Source organism: Psychrosphaera aquimarina (genome assembly GCF_032461525.1).
Classification (GTDB): domain Bacteria; phylum Pseudomonadota; class Gammaproteobacteria; order Enterobacterales; family Alteromonadaceae; genus Psychrosphaera; species Psychrosphaera aquimarina.
Genome location: NZ_JAWCUA010000010.1, coordinates 40724 through 62953 on the forward strand (window position 1 = coordinate 40724; position 22230 = coordinate 62953).

Consider the following 22230-nt stretch of genomic DNA (forward strand, 5'->3'; position numbering starts at 1 on the left):
CCGTTTTACTTTAATAAAAATAACAAGAAAAGTAATTATGAATCCCATTTTTGGCTCAGGACCATCATTACCATTAAGGTTTTCGTTAGCCTTTGTTATTAGTTTTATTACAATAACTTATGACGTGTATACCGATAGCTCTCAGCAGATCCGCAGTTATCTTAATACGTTAGTTTCACCCGTTATTTATCTCGCCAACTTACCGCAACAAGCTCTTGATACAACCGCAAAATACGCTGCTTCAAAACAATCTTTATTAGATGAAAATAAAACCCTTAGAGAATTGCAACTGATGCAAAACGAAAAGTTGCAGCGATATAATATGTTGATGTCGGAAAATGCAAAATTAAGAGCATTGTTACAAACGAACCTTAGAATCGAAGTGAAAAAGTCGGTTGCGGAAATTATGGCTGTGGCCAGTAACCCGTTTTCTCAAAATGTAATGATAGACAAAGGTTCATCCCATAATGTTTATGAAAGTCAGCCTGTATTAGATGATTTGGGCGTTGTTGGCCAAGTAGTTAATGTGGCCAATACGACTTCAAGAGTGATTTTAATAACTGACCAAACACACTCAATTCCAATTAGAATAGCCCGTAATGATGTTCGTGCAATTTTATCAGGTACAGGCGATATTAATAAAATGGCGTTGATAAATTTACCGCAAGGCACCGATGTGAAGGTTGGAGATACGCTGATTACATCGGGGTTAGGCGAAATATTTCCAGATGGGCACCCAGTTGCCAAAGTGACAAATATCTACCCTGATGAATCACAGCCATTTATGAACATTCTTGCTCAACCCATTGCAAGGTTAGACAGATTAAAACATGTCTTGTTGTTATGGCCGAATGAGCAAGACGATTCTCCACAAGTTAAGGTTGAAACTAAAGGGGACAGTAATGGCGAAAAATAGCACGTCACCTTGGTGGTATATCAACGCAAGTATTTTAGTTGCCTTGATATTAAGCATAATGCCATTGCCTCTTCAGTTAAAAGCAATATGGCCAGATTGGGCTGCTATGGTTGTTATTTACTGGGCAATTGCTTTACCCCATAGAGTCAGTATTGGCACCGCTTGGATAGTGGGCTTTTTATTAGATATATTATTAGGTACTGTTTTAGGTGTTAACGCTTTAGCACTGTCTTTAGTTGTGTTTGGGGTGTCTTCAAATTTCCAAAAATTGCGTAATTTCACCGTTTGGCAACAAGCCGCTTTGGTTGGGATATTTCTAATTTTATTCCACCTTGTTGTTTTTTGGCTGAATCGATTTTTATTGAACGTTAATTTCTCGGTTGAGTATATTACCCCTTCATTTACCAGTGCTTTGTTTTGGTTGTGGTTATTTCCGGTATTACGTTCTTATCGTAGACGGTTCAAAATTCGATGAATAAACATGCTGTAATTTTAGCGAGTCAATCGCCTAGACGTAAAATGTTATTAGCACATCTTATTGATGATTTTACCGTGCAAGCGGCTGACATTGATGAGAGTGTATTAGACAATGAAACGCCGAGCGAATATGTATCTCGTTTGTCATTAGAAAAAGCACAACATATTTTCAAAAATAACCCAGATGCTATTGTTGTTGGATCTGATACATCAGTTGTAATCAACGATTGTATTTTGGGCAAGCCTGCAGATTTACAGGACTGTATTAATATTTTGTCATTATTGTCAGGCAAACAACATCAAGTAGTTACCGCGTTTACTGTTATGAACAAAGTTAAAATGATAACAAAAGTGGTCGTTACCCATGTGTTGTTTAAAACGTTAACGCAAGATGAAATAATAAAGTATTGGCATACAGGGGAACCACAAGATAAAGCGGGTTCTTATGCGATTCAGGGGATTGGTGGGAAGTTCGTTAAAACTATCAATGGAAGTGTTAGTTCCGTAGTTGGCCTACCTCTTGTAGAGATAGAACAAGCCTTAAAAGAAGTGATGGAATAATGACAGTTGAGTTATTGATAAATATTACCCCAAGTGAAACACGTGTTGCTCAAATCGAGAATGGCATGTTGCAAGAGTTACATTTGGAAAGACAAAGTACAGTCGGCATTGTAGGCAATATTTATCTGGGTAAAGTCAGCCGTGTATTGCCAGGGATGCAAGCTGCTTTTGTTGATATTGGCATGGAGAAAGCCGCGTTTTTACATGCTTCCGACATTATTACCTATGATCACGATAAAGATATCATTACACCAAAATCCAATGCGGTAAGAGATATCGTTGAATTGGTTAGAGAAGGTCAAAAAATTATAGTTCAAGTGGTGAAAGATCCATTAGGAACAAAAGGTGCCCGTCTAACAACAGATATTACCTTACCCTCACGTTATTTAGTTTTCATGCCTGACTCTAAACATGTTGGTGTGTCACAAAGAATAGAAAATGATGGGGAAAGGCAGCGTTTAAAAAGTATTGTTGAAAGGCATTACGAAGAAGGTCATGGTGGTTTTATTGTCAGAACCGCGGCTGAAGGGGCTGGTGAAAAAGAATTAGCACAAGATGCAGTCTTCCTTAAAAAGCTGTGGAACAAGATAATAAAAAAGAAAAAGAAAACCCGAAATCAAGCGGTCTTGTATGAAGACTTGAGTTTGGCGTTTCGTATTATCAGAGACTTTGTAGCTGAAGAGCTAGAAAGAGTTAGAATAGATTCCAAGTTAACGTTTGGAGAATTAACCGCATTTACCGAAGAGTTTTCACCGGAATTAACCAGCAAACTGGAATATTATCCAGGTGAGCGACCAATATTCGACATGTTTGATGTTGAGTCTGAAATTAAACGGGCATTAGAAAAAAGGGTCGATCTTAAATCTGGTGGTTATTTAGTTATAGATCAAACCGAAGCGATGACAACTATTGATGTCAACACCGGTGGTTTTGTTGGCCATCGTAGTTTAGAAGATACTATATTTAATACGAATAGTGAGGCTACACAGGCTATTGCTCGCCAATTACGATTACGTAATTTAGGCGGTATAATCATCATCGACTTTATAGATATGATCAGTACCGACCACCAAAGGCGCGTATTGCATAGTTTAGAAATAGCATTATCAAAAGACCGAGCAAAAAATAATGTTCACGGGTTTTCAGCTTTAGGTTTAGTTGAAATGACGCGTAAACGTACCCGAGAAAGTTTAGAACACGTATTATGCAGTGAATGTGAAGTATGTAATGGCCGAGGTTATGTAAAATCGGTGGAAACCATATGTGCAGAACTGCTGCGTGAAATCGTTAGGGTAAACCGTGCCTATGACGCCGATAAATTTATTGTTTATGCATCAACGGCCGTGGCGGAGTTTTTAGAGAGTGATGAATTCCATAATTTAGCAGAGTTAGAAGTTTTTATTGGCAAACAGATTAAGGTCAAAACAGAATCACTGTATAATCAAGACCAATTTGATGTTGTTATGATGTAATGAGTTGTTAAATATAAAGTATGAAAGAGCTAAGTGTTGAATTAAAAGATGAACTCGCCACTGTCCAAATGGGCAATCACCTGGCTGACGTCATTAAAGACGGAGCTATTATATATTTACATGGTGATTTAGGGGCTGGTAAAACAACTTTTACTCGTGGTGTGGTTCAAGGTTTAGGACATAAAGGCAATGTTAAAAGCCCCACTTACACCTTAGTAGAGCCTTATGAGTTGGCTGGCATAAACGCTTATCACTTTGATTTATATCGATTAGGTGATCCGGAAGAGTTAGAGTTTATGGGGATCCGAGATTACTTTGAACTTAATTCATTATGTTTAATCGAATGGCCTGAAAAAGGAGCGGGTGTATTGCCGCAAGCCGATTTGGATATTACATTGGAATATGTAGATACAGGCCGTAAAATTACCTTTATTGCTAATAACGATAAAGGCGCAAGTATATTAACTTTGCTGAAACAAAAATAATAAGTCTCAAAGCAGTTATAACAAGAAGATAGAGAAATAAAATGTGGCTTAACAGCATAATCCGAATAATTCTAATTAACAGTTTGTTAGCGATAACGATTGGCTTTTCAATGCCAGCGTTTGCTGCAAAAAATGTTAAAAACGTAAGGGTCTGGCCATCACCAGATTCCACACGTGTGGTATTGGATTTAACCCAATCCATAGAATATTCTTATTTTATGTTGTCCAACCCTGAACGTTTAGTTTTAGATATAAAAAACACTTCTATTAATGCCGAATTATCGAACCTAGCTCAATCGAGCGATATCTTAAAAAATATTCGTAGCAGCACTAAAAACAAGTCAGACAGTCGTTTGGTATTTGATTTAACGTCAAAAATAGAACCTATTATTTTTGCGTTAAAACCTACCGCGCCCTACGGTAATCGTCTGGTAATTGACTTGGTAGATACCGAAGCCAAAGTTGCAGAAAATCAAAAGAAAATGGAATCGGATCGAGACATCATAATTGCCATCGATGCCGGACATGGTGGTGAAGATCCGGGTTCTATTGGTGGTAAAGGTAATTATGAAAAGCGTATTACCCTTGCTATCTCAAAAAAATTAGAAGCACTCATTAACAAACAGCCTGGCTTAACTGCAGTAATGACACGTACTGGAGACTATTATATTAGTGTCCATGGGCGTACCGAAAAAGCGAGAAACGCAAACGCTGATTTATTAATATCCATACACGCCGATGCATACCATACACCTCATCCATCAGGAGCTGGTGTCTGGACACTAAGCCCACGCAGAGCCAATTCTGAAATTGGTAAATGGTTAGAGAAAAAAGAGAAACACTCAGAGTTGTTAGGCGGGGCGGGTGATGCCATTAAGAATACTACGACAGAAAAATATTTAGTACGTACCTTATTGGACATGTCGATGGATCATTCTATGTCGCAAGGTTACTTGGTAGCAAAAGAGATCTTGGGCGAGTTAAAAGACATCACTAAGTTGCACAAACGTTCTCCGCAGTCAGCCAGTTTTGGCGTGTTGAAGTCACCAGATATACCGTCAATATTGGTGGAAACCGGATTCATTTCAAATCCGAAAGAAGAGAAGTTACTGATAAATAACTGGTTCCAAAATAAGATGGCTAATTCTATATTCACGGCAGTAAATAGCTATTTTAAAAGAAACCCACCTGATGGTTCTTACTTTGCTAAATTTAAAGATGTGAAACACAAAGTAAAACGTGGAGAGTCGTTGTCTCTGGTCGCGCAAAATTACAATGTAACCGTCAGCAAGATCAAAGAAGCGAATAACTTACGTTCCAACAATATTAAAATTGGGCAGGTATTGTCCATTCCTCAATCTTAGTTTTCGTTTATGACAATTAAGATATTGCCACCTCAGCTGGCAAACCAAATCGCTGCGGGTGAAGTTGTTGAACGCCCCGCCTCTGTGGTTAAAGAATTAGTCGAAAATGCCTTAGATGCTGGCGCTAGCAAAGTTGAAGTTGATATTGATCGTGGTGGTCATAAACGTATTTTAATACGAGATAATGGTAAAGGGATCGACAAAGAACAGCTTACCTTAGCCTTATCACGTCATGCCACCAGTAAAATTGCCAATATTGATGATTTAGAAGCCATCAGTAGTCTTGGTTTTAGGGGCGAAGCACTAGCGAGTATTAGTTCGGTGTCTCGTTTGACCATGACATCAAAACCAGCGGAGCAAAATGAAGCTTGGAGTGCCATGGCAGAAGGGTTGGCCATGAACGTGGATATTAAACCTGCGGCCCATCCAAATGGCACTAGTGTCGATGTGGTTGATTTGTTTTTTAATACACCCGCTAGACGAAAATTCTTAAGAGCTGAAAAAACCGAATTTAACCATATTGAAACCTTGATTAAACGCATAGCGCTTAGTCGCCCGGATGTAAGTTTTATATTAAAACATAATCAAAAAGTGATTAAGAAATATAGAGCTCATTCAGAAACCTTAGGTGTTGTTGAGCAAAAAAGTAAACGAATAGCGGAGGTGATTAACACAAGTTTTATTGACTCAGCTAGTGTCTTTACCAGTAAATATGAACAGGTCAGCATAGCCGTTTGGATTAAAGCCCCAGAGTTATGTGTGTCAGTGAACCCTGCACAATATTCCTTTGTTAATGGTCGAATGATGCGTGATAAATTGATCCAACATGCAATTCGACAAGCTTATGGGCAGTTGTTACATCCAGAACAATTACCAGAATATGTCATATTCATAGAGTTGCCGGCTAATGAAGTGGATGTAAATGTGCACCCTGCTAAACATGAGGTACGGTTTCATCATGCGCGTTTATTGCATGATCTTATTGTAAAAACGATTAAAGATGCGTTAGACAGCTTTCAAATGCATGAACAAGAATTAGCTTTAGACGAAGAGCTTGAAACTGAAACGCAAAATGCAGGCAAAGAAGTTTCACCATCTTGGTTATCCGAACCAAATAAGGATTATCAACATGCGGTTGCGCAAACTGAAATCGAAAAGTCTGATTTAGTAACTGCTACAGATAAAGCCCGACTTAATATACCAAAAGGTAATACACCAAACCTTTATACGGCATTGAATCGACCTGAAAAATTAACCGAATACCAACTTACTCAAGCCGTCAGTCCTGCAAATAAAGAAACTTTTGTTAACAATGGACCGGACAATAATAAAGAAAAACAGACAGATCCTAAGATATTAGCGGAATCTGTAAACGACTTTTCGGTCTTGTTTATACAACAAAATAGATATGGATATTGCCTAATAGAACAAGAGTTATGGCTTGTTGATGCAAATTTATATGTCAAACCACAGTTTTCAAACGTTCAATTGGTTGAAACTCAAAGATTAATGAAAACGCCACTGTTAGTGCCAGTGAGATTGAAATTATCGGTTGACGAAAAAAGATGGTGTGAAGAGTATTTATCTAGGTTAGCCGATCATGGTTTTGATTTAATGTTACATCAGCACTTTTTGATTATTAAACAAGTACCTGCAATATTACGCAGTAATGAAAATAGTCGAACATTACCAACCTTTTTTAATCAAATAATGACCGCGCCATTGACGGCCGAGATCCTGATTGAAAAAATTCTAGAGCAGAAAACCGCAGTAATGTCAGATCAACAAATCATCGACTTTTTACAATATAATGCTAAACAAAATGGTTTTATAGCTAAACTGAAACATTCAGGTTTAAAATTAAACCCTAGCGCTCTATTAAATCAATAAAGTCTTCAATCTGTATTAGGAAAGAACGTATAAATATGGGACATCAACAAGTTAAACATCCAGTTATCACGATCATGGGGCCAACAGCATCAGGTAAAACTGATCTGGCTATGACCCTTTGTGATCAAGTAAATGGCGAGATTATTAGTGTTGATTCTGCACTTATTTATAAAGGCATGGACATTGGAACAGCAAAACCGACCTCCCAAGAGTTAGAGCGTTATCCGCATAAATTAATCGACTTTTTGGATCCTAAACAAATATATTCCGCCGCTGACTTCAGGCGAGATGCGTTGATAGAAATAGAAAAGGCCTACCAAAAAGGTAAAACACCCATTTTAGTTGGTGGCACTATGATGTACTTTAAATCATTAGTTGAAGGTATTTCTGAGTTACCTGAAGCACAAGAAAAAGTACGTACCGAGATTGAAGAAATAGCCAACCAGCATGGCTGGGATCATGTTCATGCAAAGTTGGCAGAAGTCGATCCGGTTTCGGCACAGCGTATACATCCGAATGATCCACAGCGAATTAATCGAGCCTATGAAATTTTTCTGATCAGTGGACAGACCATGACTGACTTAATGAAAAAAGAAAAGCAGCCGATACCGTATCCAGTGAAACAATTTGCTTTTCAATGTGAAGATAAGACCCAGTTACACCAACGAATTGAGCAAAGATTCCATAAAATGTTAGATTTGGGCTTTGAAAATGAAGTTAAGGCCTTATATCTACGTGGTGACTTACATTTAGATCTGCCTTCCATGCGTTCTGTCGGCTACCGACAAATGTGGGAGTATTTAGACGGTAAGTTAGATAAAGAAGAGATGATATTTAGAGGTATTGTTGCGACACGTCAATTGGCAAAAAGACAATTGACCTGGTTGAGGAGTTGGCAAAACATGACTCAATTAGTTATAGGTAATGAAAAAGAAAACTTGCAACGAATATTAAACTCGCTAAGCTGTTAACTTGTTAGATAACTAATCTATAGTTATCTAATATTAAAATAACAATAAATAATAAGAAGAAGGAAGAAACATGGCCAAGGGGCAGTCTTTACAGGACCCATTTTTGAACGCGTTACGCCGTGAACGTATTCCAGTTTCGATCTATTTAGTGAACGGTATTAAATTGCAAGGTCAAGTTGAGTCATTCGACCAATTTGTGATCTTGTTAAAGAATACACTTAGCCAAATGGTTTATAAACATGCCATTTCTACGATAGTTCCAGCTAGACCATTCCAAACGAATCCGCATTACCAAGCTGGTGCTGAAGAAACAGAATAATCGTTATAATTGGTAACAATTCTGATGATTGATGATAAAAAGGAAATATGCCAATGTGTATTTCCTTTTTTGCGTTGTAATAAATAACTAGGACACACTATTGTTTGATAGATATGAAGGCGGCGAACTAGCTATATTAGTTCACGTTAATTTCTCTGATGAAAGTGACAGAGAAGATTTAGAAGAATTAGGTTTATTAGTATCTTCCGCAGGTGTTACTGCATCGTCAGTGATCACCACATCAAGACAAAATCCAGATGCCAAATATTATGTTGGCACAGGTAAAGCGCAAGAGATAGCCGATGCGGTAAAAGTATCGGGAGCAGAAATTGTCATTTTTAATCATGCATTGTCTCCTTCTCAGGAGCGTAACTTAGAAGCATTATTCCAGTGTCGTGTATTGGATAGAACCGGATTGATACTCGATATCTTTGCACAACGAGCCAGAACACATGAAGGTAAGTTGCAAGTAGAACTTGCTCAGTTAAAGCATATTTCTACGCGCTTAATTCGAGGTTGGACCCACTTAGAACGCCAAAAAGGTGGGATAGGGTTACGCGGTCCCGGTGAAACACAGCTAGAAACAGACAGACGATTATTACGCGCTAGGATCACGCACATATTGGCACGTTTGGAAAAAGTATCAAAACAACGTGAGCAAGGTCGACGGTCCAGAAAAAGCAGAAGTGCCAACCGTTTCATTAGTTGGTTATACCAATGCGGGTAAATCAACATTGTTTAACGTTATCACTAATGCTGATGTTTATGCGGCCGATCAGTTATTTGCTACATTAGACCCAACATTAAGAAAAATAGACATTGCCGATGTTGGTGAAACCATATTGGCAGATACGGTTGGTTTTATTCGCCACTTACCGCATGATCTTGTTGCTGCATTTAAAGCAACATTGACCGAAACTAGAGAAGCGGATTTACAATTACATGTCGTTGATGCTGCAGATATTCGACGCGCGGATAACATGGAACAAGTGGCTGAAGTATTAAAAGAAATTGAAGCTGATGAAGTCACACAGTTAATTATCTTTAATAAAATTGATTTATTGCAAGATATCGAACCTCACATTGAACGAGATGATGAAGGTTTACCAAAAGCAGTGTGGTGTTCAGCCAGAGATAAACAAGGGCTAGAATTAGTTGAACAAGCTATTTCTGAAATACTTGGTCTATCTATGGTTGAGATGGAACTTGTGTTACCGGCAACAGAAGGTAAATTACGAGCCAGTTTATATCAGCTAAATGCGGTGTTGGATGAAAGTATAAATGATGAAGGACAGTGGTTAACGCATGTCCGAATATCTTTAATTGACGAGCAAAAAATTAACAAACAGCTGGGTTATGCTATTGAAAAGTGGCGTGTGCAGCATTAAATACAATAAACATGTTAATTTTTCATAGATTACATAGAGTTATTTTAGTGCTTTTGCTAAATTAGCGGACAGAAACTTTAGATAAAGATTGGAGCAATATATGGCCTGGAATGAACCGGGAAATAATGACAACGATCCGTGGAAAAATCGCGGTAAAGATCAAGGTCCACCGGATCTCGATGAGTTGTTTAAAGATTTAGGCAAACGATTTAATGGCATGTTTGGTGGTAAACCATCTGGAACTGGCGAAGCTAAAAAGCCGAGTGGTTCAATGGGGTTTATATTAGTATTGGTCGTTGGCTTTTTAATATGGGTTCTATCTGGAATTTATACGTTAAAAGAAGCAGAGCGCGGGGTTGTTTTAACCTTTGGTGAATACTCTTCGTTGGAAGATCCAGGTATTCAGTTTAAATGGACATTTATTCAAGAAGTTTATCCGGTCAACATTCAAACGGTTAGAACTCTACCAGCTGCAGGTTTCATGTTAACTAAAGATGAAAATGTGGTACGTGTTGAAATGGAAGTGCAATATAAAGTGGTTAACCCACGTGACTTCTTATTCTCTACGCCAAATCCAGAAAATAGTTTACGTCAAGCTACAGACAGTGCATTACGTATGGTTATTGGTCACTCAAGAATGGATGACATCTTAACATCTGGTCGTGAAGTGGTTCGTCAAAATACATGGCGTGAACTTGAGAAAGTGATAGAGCCTTATAACTTAGGTTTGATCATCGTTGATGTTAACTTTAAAGACGCTCGTCCTCCTGAAGAAGTGAAAGATGCATTTGATGATGCGATTGCGGCACAGGAAGATGAAGTTCGTTATGTTAATGAAGCAAAAGCATACGAAAGTGAAGTTGAACCTAGAGCTCGTGGTCAAGTAAATAGAATGATCCAAGAAGCGACGGCTTATAAACAAGGTAAGATTTTGGCTTCAGAAGGTCAAGTTGCTAAGTTTGAGCAATTGTTACCTGAATATAAAGCGGCGCCTAAAGTAACCAAAGATCGTTTGTATTTAGAGACGATGGAGCAAGTTTACTCTAATACATCAAAAATCCTGGTTAATACTACAGGGGGCGGCAACATGATGTATCTTCCGTTGGATAAAATAATGCAACAGCAAAACAATGTTAAGTCTGACAGTAATCGTGAAAATGTGAATTACAATACTGGTTCAGGTAATACAACTCAACCTACACAAAGTGCAACGGGTCGTAATGGCCGTACTGATCGCTCAAATGATGGGAGAAACTAAGCATGAAAAATTTTAGTATAGTTGCCCTGATTTTAGTTATTTTATTATCGTTTTCTTCATTATTCGTGGTTAGTGAAGGTCAACGTGGAATCGTGATTCAATTTGGTAAAGTTAAGCGTGATAGCGCTGACGTGACGGTTGTTTATGGTCCAGGTTTACACTTTAAACTGCCATTTGTTGAGAAAGTTAAAAAACTTGATGCTCGTATTCAAACTTTGGATGATATCCCTGATCGTTTTGTAACGGCAGAGAAAAAAGACTTAATCGTTGACTCATTCATTAAATGGCGCGTATCTGACTTTGCCACTTATTATCTTTCAACTGGTGGTTTAAAAACCCAAGCTGAACAGTTATTAAAACAAAAAGTAAACAACGCACTAAGAACAGAGTTTGGTACTCGTACGATTAAAGAAATTGTATCTGGTGAACGTGAAGAGTTAATGCAACAAGCTATTGTTGCAGCTAAGAGCTCTAGCGATTTAGGTATTGAAGTTCTTGATGTTCGTGTGAAACAAATTAACTTACCACTAGAAGTAAGTAAGTTTATATTTGAACGTATGCGTACTGAACGTTTGAAAGTAGCAAAAGCTCACCGCTCAGAAGGTCAAGAGCGTGCTGAAATTATCCGTGCGGATATTGATGCTCGTATTACCGTCTTATTGGCTGAAGCTGAACGTGAAGCGCAAATGTTACGTGGTCAAGGTGAAGCTATCGCTGCACAGATATACGCAAAAGCGTTTGGTAAAAATCCAGAGTTTTTTGCTTTTGTTCGTAGCTTAGATGCTTACAAAAACAGTTTTAATAGCAAAAATGATATTTTAGTTATTGAACCTGATAGTGACTTCTTTAAATACATGAAATCCACATCAGGTAATTAATGTTTACAAAACATTAAATGAAAGGCTCTATTGATAGAGCCTTTTTTATTGCCTGAAGGTTATTAACTCGGTACTTTAGCTGCAATTAACTTAAACATTTACATATCAACTAATGGTTCTAAATCTTCTATGTATCAACACTTGTATAAACAGTTTTTAGCCGCTCGTCCAAACATCCAACATTTTGCCTGTCATAGCCACCATTATTGGCCTGACGTAACACGTCAAGCGATGTTGGATTATTGGGACGATACTGCCTCCATGGTTGATGAGAAGTGGGATCATATATTTGCTGACAAGTTGCCTGCTACGCAAAAGTTAATCGCAAAGTCTTTAAATCTAACGTCACCTGAACGTATCGTTTTTGCACCTAATACACATGAGTTGTTGTATCGAATTTATTCTAGTTTTGATCCGGCTAAAAAAATCAAGATTCTGACCACTGATAGTGAATTTTATTCGTTTCAACGCCAATCAGAGCGATTAGAACAAGCTGGATTAGTCGAAATAACACGTATAACAACGGAACCATTTTCTAACTTTGAACAAAGGTTTACAGAAGCTGCACAGAAGGATGAATATGATTGGATTTTTGTAAGTCAGGTATTTTTTAATTCAGGTTATGCCATTAATGACTTAGCTGATTTTATTCAACAATTGCCAACGCAACCTCTGATCACTATCGATGGTTATCATGGCTTTTTTGCTATCCCTACTGATTTGTCAGAGATTGAACAAAAAGTCTTTTATTTAGCCGGTAGTTACAAATATGCCCAAGGTGGAGAAGGCGCTTGTTTTGCCGTTGTGCCTGATGGCAATTATCAACCAATATACACAGGCTGGTTTGCTGAATTTGGCGATTTACACCAAAGACAAGAAGGTCATGTAGGCTATGCTAAAAATGGGCAGCAATTTGCAGGGGCGACGATAGATTTTTCGGCGATGTATCGACTGCATGCAAGCCTAACTTTATTTGAGCAAGAAGGATTAAGTGTTGAAGTTATACACCAATATGTAGAACAATGTCAGCAGGCTTTTTTACAACAAATAGATGAGCTTAAACATCCATTACTTAATCGCGATAATCTATTAAGCCCTAACCACAACCATGGTCACTTTTTAACATTTAAATTAGACGAGGATGACGTAGTTAGTCTTGCTAAGTTGTTAGATTCGAACGGAATTAAAACGGATTTTAGAGGTAATAGATTGCGTTTTGGTTTTGCGATTTACCATGACCCTACAAAATATGATTTAACCTGTTTAAGACAAGGGTAATGATGGACTGGCTCACTATTATTGGATTTGTCCTCATCATTGAAGGCATGATCCCGCTATTATTTCCTAAACAGTGGCTGAATTATGTTCAAAAATTGGCTTTAGAGCCTATTGGAACAATTCGAATCGTCGGCGGTATATTGTTTATTTTAGGCGCTTTATTGTTAGTTTTCAGATAAATGTTTAAGCAAATTGATTGAATAATAATCGCAAAGTCGATGTAAAACTGAAATGCGTAATGTTTTTAATATATAACAACAATTAAATTATTCTTTTATAACAAGTAGATAGTGTTATTTTGATACGAATTAAAAAAAATCGGGTGATCTTCGTCCCGTATTTTTGGTAGAATCCCCGCCTAATTTTTTCTGAGTGGAAATATAATGGGCAAGAACGTAGTTGTTTTAGGCACCCAATGGGGTGACGAAGGTAAAGGTAAGGTTGTTGATCTATTAACTGATAAAGCATCATATGTTGTGCGTTATCAAGGTGGTCACAATGCTGGCCATACTTTAGTTATCGACGGTGAAAAAACAGTATTACACCTAATCCCATCAGGTATTTTACGAGCTGGTGTTAAATGTATTATTGGTAACGGTGTTGTTTTATCACCTGAAGCATTAATGACTGAAATTAGCATGTTAGAAGAAAGAGGCGTTCCTGCAAAAGAACGTTTGTTGATCTCTGAAGCTTGTCCTTTGATTTTGCCTTACCACATTGCTTTAGACAAAGCGCGTGAGTTGGCTCGTGGCAAAAAAGCCATAGGTACAACAGGTCGTGGTATTGGTCCAGCATACGAAGATAAAGTAGCCCGCCGTGGTTTACGTGTTGGTGACTTATTTAACCCTGTATTGTTCAAAGAAAAATTAAAAGAAGTATTAGAATATCACAACTTCACTTTAGTAAATTATTACAAAGTTGAAGCCGTTGATTTCGAAAAAACATATCAAGATGCAATGGCTGTAGCTGAGATATTAAAAGCTATGGTAGTTGATGTTACTGACATGTTAGATAAAGCGCGTATTGCTGGTGAATCTATCTTGTTTGAAGGTGCTCAAGGTACTTTATTAGATATCGATCACGGTACTTACCCTTATGTAACTTCTTCAAACACTACCGTTGGTGGCGTAGCGACTGGCGCTGGTTTTGGTCCTTGTCATTTAGATTACGTGTTAGGTATTGTTAAAGCTTATACAACGCGTGTTGGCTCTGGTCCATTCCCGACAGAATTATCTTGTGAAGTTGGTAACCACTTAGGTACTAAAGGTCATGAGTTTGGTGCAACAACAGGGCGTGAGCGTCGTTGTGGTTGGTTTGACGCTGTTGCAATGAAACGTGCAGTTCAACTTAACTCAATCACTGGTTTCTGCTTAACTAAACTCGATGTATTAGATGGTTTAGAAGAACTTAAGATTTGTACTGGCTATAAATTAGCAGACGGAACCGTTGTTGATGTTCCTCCTATGGCAGCTGAAGGTTACGAAAGTGCAACGCCTTTATATGAAACTATGCCTGGTTGGTCTGAAAACTCGTTTGGTGTGACATCGTTTGAAGAGTTACCAGTAGCCGCTCAAAACTATGTTAATCGCTTAGCAGAAATCACAGGCGTTCCAATGGATATTATATCTACTGGCCCTGACAGAAACGAAACTATGATCATACGTAACCCGTTTGGTGCATAATTTGTTAGGGTTAAGTCATTGTGAAAAAACCGTCGATTGACGGTTTTTTTATGGGTAAAATTTAGCGACTGGAAAGCTGTCTTTGGATAGATTAAGGTAGTCACTATAGTAATAAGATGAGAATTATTTTGAAAATATCACACGGTTTATTGTTCGCATTATCTACCATGCTTTTAGTTTCATGTTCTGACGGTGATGATCAACCCACCTATGAAAGCTGTAGTATTCCGGACACCAATAATAAATTATTTTCTCTACTCCAAGATAAGTATTTTTGGAATGAAGAATTACCTGCGAAAATTAACCCGGAAGCATACGAATCGATAGGGCATGCGTTATATAACTTACGAAATGAAAAAGACCGTTTCAGTTTTACCATGACCAGGGAAGAATACGATGATTATGCGAATTCGGTATTTTTTGGTTATGGATTTGGTCATCAAGTAAATTCAGCTGGCGATGGTTTGACGATACGCTATGTGTTTGAAGATGGATCTGCAGCTAAAAATGGCTTACGTCGTGGCGATGTAATCACCAAAGTCGGTGATGTATTAGTTTCAGACTTTATTCAACAAAATACAGGGACTAGCGTGGATTGGACTGTGTTATTTGGTCCTAATGTTGAAGGTCATTACGTTGACGTGACATTTAAAAAACCGACAGGTGAGGTGAGCGTTGCTACCTTTACCAAAGGCAGCATTGTTGCTAACACCGTGATGGCTGCAGAAACTAAATCATTAACTATTAATGGCCAAGACAAGACTGTGGCGTATATGGTGTTTGACTCGTTTAAAGAAAGTTCCCAAACCGAGTTTAATACGGCTTTTGAACAATTTGATAACGTTGATGAGATGATCTTAGATTTACGATACAACAGTGGAGGGGTTATCTCGACGGCGAATCAGCTCAGTACTCAAATTGCGGGTAGAAATGTTGATGATGAGATTTTTGTCAGTTACAAATACAACCAGAAACAAAGTGATAATAACGAAGATATTTTGTTCACTCTGGGAAAAGGTATAAAACAATTAGATCTCGACAGACTGGTCGTGTTAACTACCGAAACTAGTTGTTCGGCCAGTGAGTTAGTCATCAATGCCCTGTCTCCTTTTATTGATGTGACTGTAGTTGGTGATACCACGTGCGGTAAACCGATTGGCATGAGACCAGAAGAAGTGTGTGAACACGTGGTATTTGCTATTAATTTCCAAACACACAATGCGGCAGGTTTTGGTGATTATTTTGATGGTTTGCCCGCGGATTGTGCTGTGGCTGAAAACGTAACGGGTGATTGGGGAGATGAAAATGATCCCTTATTGGCTGAAGGGTTAAGTTACTTAGCCAATAACCAATGTAGTAGTCAAAGTGTTGCGTACTCAAAGTCATTAACAAAAAACAAGAAACGTAAAGATGTCTCGGTAAAAGAAATGATGTTACATAAGGATATGCTTTGATTTTTAATGGCTTATAACTTGCTTACAATTATTGCTGTATCGTTACCTAAGTAACAATAAAGTTAGTGGCCATCTAATTTAAACGTGGAAACCCAATGAAATTATTTTTAACCATTCTATTCGGACTTTATTTCAGTGCCTTCTCTTTTTGCACCTTAGCAAATGGAGTGGCAAATGAAACCGTAGAAGAACCTCTTGATGATGAATTATTAAAAGCAGTTCAAATTTACACACAAGATGAGCTACTTGATTTAATAAAACAAAACAAACATTTAGAACGTGTTAAAGAAGACCGTTGTCAGCTAAACCGTGATATAGAAGACAGAGCCGTTAAACTTAAAATACCGGCTTATCAATTTCTTTATGGTGATATGTTGGCTTGGGGTGTGTGTGTAGAACGTGATGCGCAACTTGGGCTGTTTTATATTCGTTTGTCAGCAGAGCAAGGGTTAGTTGCAGCTATTGAACAATTGGGACGTTATTATGATATCGGACGTTTTGTTCAAAAAGATCAAGAGCGTGCTTATCAACTAACCAATAGAGCGGCAGAGTTGGGGAATTTAAATGCACAATTTAGATTAGTGCAAATGAACTTAGATGGCGTCGGGAGTCCATATGATTTCGAAAATTCATATCGTTGGTTACACCATGCTGTTATTGCAGATCAAAAACAACATGCTGAGGCCGCTGACTTACTAATGCAATTGTCAAAATTGATGAATCCAAAGTCGGTAAAAAATGCAAAAAAGTCAGCATATTAAGCTGACTTTTTGATTTATCTAACAATAAAATACTGGTTATTTCAGGGCGTTTTTTAATTCAGCGATAGTTTTATGCAATAAATGTAATTTTTTCACTATCACTTCAATATCATCTTTTGCGTTGGTTAAATCTTTATCTGAATTTTTCAGCGTTAATATTTGCTCTGCCGTTTCTTCTAAATAAGGCATGAACTTATCAGACTTAACCGTAAACAAATCTGACTCTTTAAATATCGAACCAAACTTACCATGACCACTCTTTTTAAGGTCATTCAAATATTTATCCGCATCAATTGCTTTACGGTATAAGTCTTTAAGGTTCTCTTCTAAACTATTTACTATATTTTCCACTTAAGATCTCTGAATTGTATCCGATAACTGATGGAGGGTATTTTACCTTAATTTGACTAAATTAACCTATTCATTGTTTAATTCATGTTGAGTTAAGTGAAATACAAAGTCCAATCAACAACTGGAGTGATCAAAATGCAAATTGCTTCTTCTGGACTGCCAACCTCTGGTGCAATGCAAGGTGGCGAAGCGTTGGCTGCCAATTTGGCAAAAGGCGTTCAAGAGATACAAGGACAAGTGGCACTGGCGTTATTAGCCTCTACTGCTCAACTCCCTGTAAGCTCTAACCCTGTGGGTAGTACTGGTAGTGTTATAGGTCAACACATTAATATTAGTGTGTAACCAAGTAATAAAAATGGGCGGCAGTTTAGCCTAGGGGAGGATTGGAGTTTTACTCTTTTCCCCTCCTATTTCCCTCACCAATTTAGGCATTAAAAATCCCGGTAATTGTTCTAACATCTTTTGATACAAGCTTTTTGCTTCTTTTTCGCTGATATCAAAATGCATCGCCCCAGTCACTTTATCTAAAAGATGAAGGTAATAAGGCAAGATATCCGCCGCAAATAATCCTTCACTTAAATTAACTTGTGCTTCAAGGGTGTCATTCACATCTTTTAATAAAACCGCCTGATTTAACAAAGTCACATTGGCTTGTTTTAACTTATGACAAACGGTTTTTAATTCAGGGCTGATTTCATTTACATGATTGATATGCAACACCAAGATCACTTTCAATCGACTTTGGCTTAACACATCCAATAATGTCTCTGTAATACGACTGGGGATCACCACAGGAAGCCTTGTGTGAATGCGTACACGCGTTATATGTGCAATGTCAGCTAATGCCTTTATAAACCAATAGAGAGCGTTGTCGTCTGCCATGAGTGGATCGCCACCACTTAATATCACTTCATTAATTTGAGTATGTTGTTTAATGTATTCTAAATGGTCTAACAGTTGTTGTTTATTCACTGAATTATCGGCATAAGGAAAGTGTCGTCGAAAACAATAGCGGCAATTCACCGCACAACCGCCTTTAAAGATGATTAATACTCGGCTTTTGTATTTATGTAATAAACCAGGCGTAGAATTATTTTGCTCTAATAATGGATCGGCAACATACTCAGTTGAAGTCAAAAACTCCAAATGGCTTGGAAATACCTGTTTAAATAACGGATCGTTAACGTTATTCTTTTCCATTAAGTTGGCAAAATGATGTGGAATGCGCATATTAAATAATGAACGTGCGCTAATATCTTGGCTGAATTTCTCAGGATTAAATCCAAGGTATTCGAGTAACAATTCTGGCTTAGTAAAACTTTGTTTTAATTCTTTTTGCCATTGGGACTCAACACGGACGTTAGCTTGATGTATCATTCGGGTCACTTGTATATTTTAATTATTTTTAGAGGATGAAATGGCTTCATTCAGCACCAACCAATTTAAAGCTGGCCTTAAGTTAATGATTGACGGCGAGCCTTGCAACATTCTTGAGAATGAGATTGTAAAACCGGGTAAAGGCCAAGCGTTTAACCGTGTAAAAATTCGTAAACTTGTTAGTGGTAAAGTACTAGAGAAAACCTTTAAATCTGGTGAATCAGTTGAAGGTGCCGACGTAATGGATATCGAACTTGCGTATCTATATAGCGATGGCGAATTCTGGCATTTCATGAACAACGAAACCTTTGAGCAAGTGGCTGCCGACGAAAAAGCCGTAGCTGATGCAATTAAATGGTTAGTTGAAAACGACGTGTGTACTTTAACGCTGTGGAATAATAACCCAATTGCGGTATCTCCACCAAACTTTGTCGAGCTTGAGATCACAGAAACGGATCCTGGCCTAAAAGGTGATACAGCGGGTACTGGCGGGAAACCGGCAACATTAACGACCGGTGCGGTTGTGCGTGTACCTTTGTTTGTGCAAATTGGCGAAGTCATTAAAGTTGATACTCGTACAGGCGATTATGTAGGTCGTGTATAAAAATAAATTGTTAACTCCAGTTAACATTAAAGAGAAGCCTGACGATGTCGGGCTTTTTTATAGATAAATGTTAGCTTTGAATTGGAAAATACACCATGTGGCAACCTACCGCATCAATAGAAACATTAAAGAATCGAGCCTTATTTATCGCTTCTATACGCCAGTTTTTTACTGCAAGAGGGGTTTGGGAGGTTGAAACGCCAATATTAAGTAATAACACCATTACAGACCTGCACTTGGACGCTTTTGAAACTCAATTTGATTTTGATACAAATGGTCAAGCTAAGTCCCTGTTTCTACAAACATCACCCGAGTTTGCCATGAAACGCCTATTAGCAGCGGGCAGTGGTGCTATTTTCCAAATCAACAAAGCATTTCGTCATGAAGCGGCAGGACGTTTTCATAATCCTGAATTTACCATGCTGGAATGGTATCGTCCGGGGTTTGATGATCAACAATTGATGGCCGAATTAGATGAGTTAATGCAGTTAACTGTTGATGCAAAACCGGCTCTGTATTTAAGTTATCAACAAGCTTTTATTAATTACTTATCCTTTGATCCCCTAACGACTAACTTAGAACAGTTAAAGCTTATTATTGCCAAACATTCTAACGATGAATGGTTACAAAAAGAGTCCAATCCGGATACCTTGTTGCAATGGTTGTTTAGTATGAAGATAGAGCCCGTCTTAGGCTATAAAGAGCAGGCTTATGAAGAAAAAGACAAACAATGGACACCATGTTTTATCTATAACTTTCCCGCAAGCCAAGCCTCTTTAGCTAAAATAAACCAACAAGACAAACGTGTAGCCCATAGATTTGAGTTGTATTATCAAGGTGTTGAATTAGCCAATGGCTTTTATGAATTGCAAGATAAAGCAGAGCAACAAAAGCGCTTTGAAAATGATAATCAACTAAGAACACAAGCCGGATTACTACAAAAGCCCGTTGATGAAAATTTGTTATCCGCGTTAGAAAGTGGATTGCCAGATTGCGCTGGCGTTGCTGTCGGTATTGATCGTTTGTTTATGCTCAAATATAACTTAACCCACATAAATCAAGCTATAGCGTTTGATGTTAACCGAGCTTAAATCACTTTAACCAATATTAGTTTATTTGCTGCAGTTTTTTGATCAGGTTAAATGCATGTTTTGGGTCATTAGCAAATATGCCATCGACTTGATTTTGATAACACCATTGTATTTCCTGAGCGTGATCTATAGTGAAAATATAAACCTCAGTTCCCAGTGCTTTTACTTCGTGCAAAAACGCCTTGTTTACACAGTCCATATCTAAATGAATGCTAAATACTTTAAAATGGGTGAGATACTTTTTCATATCGATGGGACGATTGGTAAGTAACAATCCAAGTTTTAACCTTTGGTCTAAAGCATATAATTTCTTTAAATACACATGGTTAAATGACGAAATAATCAGGTTTTCCATCGGAAAATTAACCTTGTCACAAACTAAGATTAATTTTTTAAAAAACAAACTAATGTTTCTAATCTTCTTTAATTCAATATTGAGAATTAATGACTTGTCGGTTAACTCTGTAATCAACCATTCAAGGGTCGGGATAGGGTTACCATCATTACCCACAATGTTGGCAATATCATCTTCGCTTAAATCTATGGTTTTTTTATCAATATCAAACAAACGCGTTAACCATCGGTCGTGAATAACGATAAATTCATTCCCTGATTGAAACAGATCTATTTCCACACCCGCCATAAAGCTAGGGTCACATTGTTTAATAGCGGTTTGACTATTTTCAGGATAGTGCGCTGAGATCCCACGATGGGCAAATATTTTCATTCAATATTTTACTCTTGTGTTACTTCATTATTTTTTGCGTGTTTATTGGATAAATACGTTTCGTATATTGCCGCTGATAAAATGATCACACCGCCCAACAAGGTCATTAATGTAGGGACTTCAGCAAGTAATAAAAAGCCAAGACTAATGCCATATAGTGGCTGTAAATAAGCTATTAAACCTGCGGTTTTAGCCGATAACTTATGGATGGCAGACGCAAACAACACATGCGGCGCGGCAGAAAAGAAGGCGGTGAATAAAATTAATAATTGCCAGTCATCCACAGAAATCATAATTGGACTTGTGCCAACAAAAGGCATCAAAATTAAAGCTGTAACCAAAAATTGATAGAACATACTTTGAGTGCCGGAATAGGCTTTAAAATAATGTTGTATACCAATATTGCGTAATGCCATGGTAATGGCCGACACTAAACCCAACACTATCCCAATCAGGTAATCGTCAGAAAGGGTGATGCCAGAGCTCCATAACGTTGGGAATAACATACTAATACCAAATGACACGACAACACTGACTAAAATATCGCGTAACGAAGGGCGTTGTTTACGAAACAGTGGTTCTAATAACACAGTAAACACCGGGTAGGTAAATAACGTGATCATACCCACAGCGACCGATGACATTTGAATACTGGTGAAATAAGTAACCCAATGTGTTGCAGCCAATAACCCCAACACCAAAGCAATTTTATAATCTTTGAAACTGTTAAGACGAATCTTACTTTTACTCAGTCGTAAAACGATAAATAATACAAACACAGTTAATAGACTGCGATAAGCGATGATGTCAGTAGCGGATAGTTGTATTAATTTAGCAAAAAGGCCTGATACACCTAGGAGCATAACCCCTAAGTGTAATTTGAGCATTGGGTGTAAATCACCAAGCTTACTGATGTTGTGTTTTAT

The 22230-nt window shown here is 37.8% G+C and carries 23 protein-coding genes and 1 pseudogene; 20 read left to right on the forward strand and 4 right to left on the reverse strand.

The window, feature by feature from the left end; translation table 11 throughout:
* Nucleotides 1–37 precede the first annotated feature (37 nt).
* The 17 genes and pseudogenes from mreC to RT723_RS12155 all read left to right on the forward strand — a co-directional run bounded on the left by mreC (nt 38) and on the right by RT723_RS12155 (nt 17154).
* Nucleotides 38–916, forward strand: coding sequence for a rod shape-determining protein MreC (mreC, locus tag RT723_RS12075; protein ID WP_216056438.1), 879 nt, complete (start codon nt 38–40; stop codon nt 914–916).
* Nucleotides 903–1391: a rod shape-determining protein MreD gene (gene mreD / locus RT723_RS12080; RefSeq protein ID WP_216056437.1), complete on the forward strand. Its 489-nt coding sequence runs from the start codon at nt 903–905 to the stop codon at nt 1389–1391. The genes mreC and mreD overlap by 14 nt, the downstream gene beginning before the upstream one ends.
* On the forward strand, nt 1388–1954 hold the full coding sequence (locus tag RT723_RS12085) for a Maf family protein (protein WP_315947336.1): 567 nt from the start codon (nt 1388–1390) through the stop codon (nt 1952–1954). Before mreD ends, RT723_RS12085 begins: the two co-directional genes overlap by 4 nt.
* Nucleotides 1954–3426 (forward strand): ribonuclease G, encoded by a 1473-nt coding sequence (gene rng / locus RT723_RS12090; RefSeq protein WP_216056435.1) that lies wholly within the window; start codon nt 1954–1956, stop codon nt 3424–3426. The genes RT723_RS12085 and rng overlap by 1 nt, the downstream gene beginning before the upstream one ends.
* A 20-nt stretch (nt 3427–3446) precedes the next feature.
* Entirely contained in the window at nt 3447–3911 is a 465-nt protein-coding gene (gene tsaE, locus RT723_RS12095; protein ID WP_216056434.1) for a tRNA (adenosine(37)-N6)-threonylcarbamoyltransferase complex ATPase subunit type 1 TsaE, read from the forward strand.
* Nucleotides 3912–3952: 41 nt separating this feature from the next.
* A complete protein-coding gene (locus tag RT723_RS12100) occupies nt 3953–5275 on the forward strand; it encodes an N-acetylmuramoyl-L-alanine amidase (protein WP_315947338.1) in 1323 nt (440 codons plus the stop codon).
* 9 nt (nt 5276–5284) lie between these two features.
* Nucleotides 5285–7165: a DNA mismatch repair endonuclease MutL gene (gene mutL / locus RT723_RS12105; protein ID WP_315947339.1), complete on the forward strand. Its 1881-nt coding sequence runs from the start codon at nt 5285–5287 to the stop codon at nt 7163–7165.
* A gap of 35 nt (nt 7166–7200) precedes the next feature.
* Nucleotides 7201–8136, forward strand: a complete 936-nt coding sequence (miaA, locus tag RT723_RS12110; RefSeq protein WP_315947340.1) for a tRNA (adenosine(37)-N6)-dimethylallyltransferase MiaA — start codon at nt 7201–7203, stop codon at nt 8134–8136.
* Between the two features lie 70 nt (nt 8137–8206).
* Complete coding sequence (hfq, locus tag RT723_RS12115; RefSeq protein WP_216056430.1) at nt 8207–8455, forward strand: RNA chaperone Hfq; 249 nt, start codon at nt 8207–8209, stop codon at nt 8453–8455.
* A 100-nt stretch (nt 8456–8555) separates the two neighbouring features.
* A pseudogene (gene hflX, locus RT723_RS12120) lies at nt 8556–9843 on the forward strand (ribosome rescue GTPase HflX).
* Between the two features lie 100 nt (nt 9844–9943).
* The gene (hflK, locus tag RT723_RS12125; protein ID WP_315947341.1) at nt 9944–11101 is read left to right on the forward strand and encodes an FtsH protease activity modulator HflK; all 1158 of its coding nucleotides are present in this window, start codon (nt 9944–9946) and stop codon (nt 11099–11101) included.
* 2 nt (nt 11102–11103) lie between these two features.
* The gene (gene hflC / locus RT723_RS12130) at nt 11104–11979 is read left to right on the forward strand and encodes a protease modulator HflC (protein WP_216056427.1); all 876 of its coding nucleotides are present in this window, start codon (nt 11104–11106) and stop codon (nt 11977–11979) included.
* Between the two features lie 129 nt (nt 11980–12108).
* On the forward strand, nt 12109–13257 hold the full coding sequence (locus RT723_RS12135) for an aminotransferase class V-fold PLP-dependent enzyme (RefSeq protein WP_315947342.1): 1149 nt from the start codon (nt 12109–12111) through the stop codon (nt 13255–13257).
* Nucleotides 13257–13436, forward strand: coding sequence for a DUF2065 domain-containing protein (locus RT723_RS12140; protein ID WP_252731830.1), 180 nt, complete (start codon nt 13257–13259; stop codon nt 13434–13436). Before RT723_RS12135 ends, RT723_RS12140 begins: the two co-directional genes overlap by 1 nt.
* Nucleotides 13437–13640: 204 nt before the next feature.
* Nucleotides 13641–14939: an adenylosuccinate synthase gene (locus RT723_RS12145; RefSeq protein ID WP_216056425.1), complete on the forward strand. Its 1299-nt coding sequence runs from the start codon at nt 13641–13643 to the stop codon at nt 14937–14939.
* A 128-nt stretch (nt 14940–15067) separates the two neighbouring features.
* Nucleotides 15068–16393, forward strand: a complete 1326-nt coding sequence (locus tag RT723_RS12150; RefSeq protein ID WP_315947344.1) for a S41 family peptidase — start codon at nt 15068–15070, stop codon at nt 16391–16393.
* A gap of 95 nt (nt 16394–16488) precedes the next feature.
* Complete coding sequence (locus RT723_RS12155; RefSeq protein ID WP_216056423.1) at nt 16489–17154, forward strand: tetratricopeptide repeat protein; 666 nt, start codon at nt 16489–16491, stop codon at nt 17152–17154.
* A 36-nt stretch (nt 17155–17190) separates the two neighbouring features.
* Here RT723_RS12155 and RT723_RS12160 read toward each other — a convergent pair whose 3' ends face one another.
* A complete protein-coding gene (locus RT723_RS12160) occupies nt 17191–17505 on the reverse strand; it encodes a prephenate dehydrogenase (protein WP_315947346.1) in 315 nt (104 codons plus the stop codon).
* A 135-nt stretch (nt 17506–17640) separates the two neighbouring features.
* On the opposite strand from RT723_RS12160, the gene RT723_RS12165 reads away from it, so the two are divergent.
* Nucleotides 17641–17847, forward strand: coding sequence for a hypothetical protein (locus RT723_RS12165; protein ID WP_216056421.1), 207 nt, complete (start codon nt 17641–17643; stop codon nt 17845–17847).
* Between the two features lie 30 nt (nt 17848–17877).
* Here the strand turns inward: RT723_RS12165 and epmB are convergent, their stop codons facing one another.
* The gene (gene epmB, locus RT723_RS12170; protein WP_315947348.1) at nt 17878–18882 is read right to left on the reverse strand and encodes an EF-P beta-lysylation protein EpmB; all 1005 of its coding nucleotides are present in this window, start codon (nt 18880–18882) and stop codon (nt 17878–17880) included.
* Between the two features lie 40 nt (nt 18883–18922).
* Here epmB and efp point away from each other — a divergent pair, with 40 nt between their 5' ends.
* Nucleotides 18923–19486, forward strand: coding sequence for an elongation factor P (gene efp, locus RT723_RS12175; protein ID WP_315947349.1), 564 nt, complete (start codon nt 18923–18925; stop codon nt 19484–19486).
* Between the two features lie 95 nt (nt 19487–19581).
* The gene (gene epmA / locus RT723_RS12180) at nt 19582–20577 is read left to right on the forward strand and encodes an elongation factor P--(R)-beta-lysine ligase (protein WP_315947350.1); all 996 of its coding nucleotides are present in this window, start codon (nt 19582–19584) and stop codon (nt 20575–20577) included.
* Nucleotides 20578–20593: 16 nt separating this feature from the next.
* Here epmA and RT723_RS12185 read toward each other — a convergent pair whose 3' ends face one another.
* Together RT723_RS12185 and RT723_RS12190 are read right to left on the reverse strand one after the other, a co-directional pair.
* On the reverse strand, nt 20594–21304 hold the full coding sequence (locus RT723_RS12185) for a glycerophosphodiester phosphodiesterase (protein WP_315947351.1): 711 nt from the start codon (nt 21302–21304) through the stop codon (nt 20594–20596).
* Nucleotides 21305–21312: 8 nt separating this feature from the next.
* Nucleotides 21313–22191, reverse strand: coding sequence for a DMT family transporter (locus RT723_RS12190; RefSeq protein ID WP_216056416.1), 879 nt, complete (start codon nt 22189–22191; stop codon nt 21313–21315).
* Between the last annotated feature and the right edge of the window lie 39 nt (nt 22192–22230).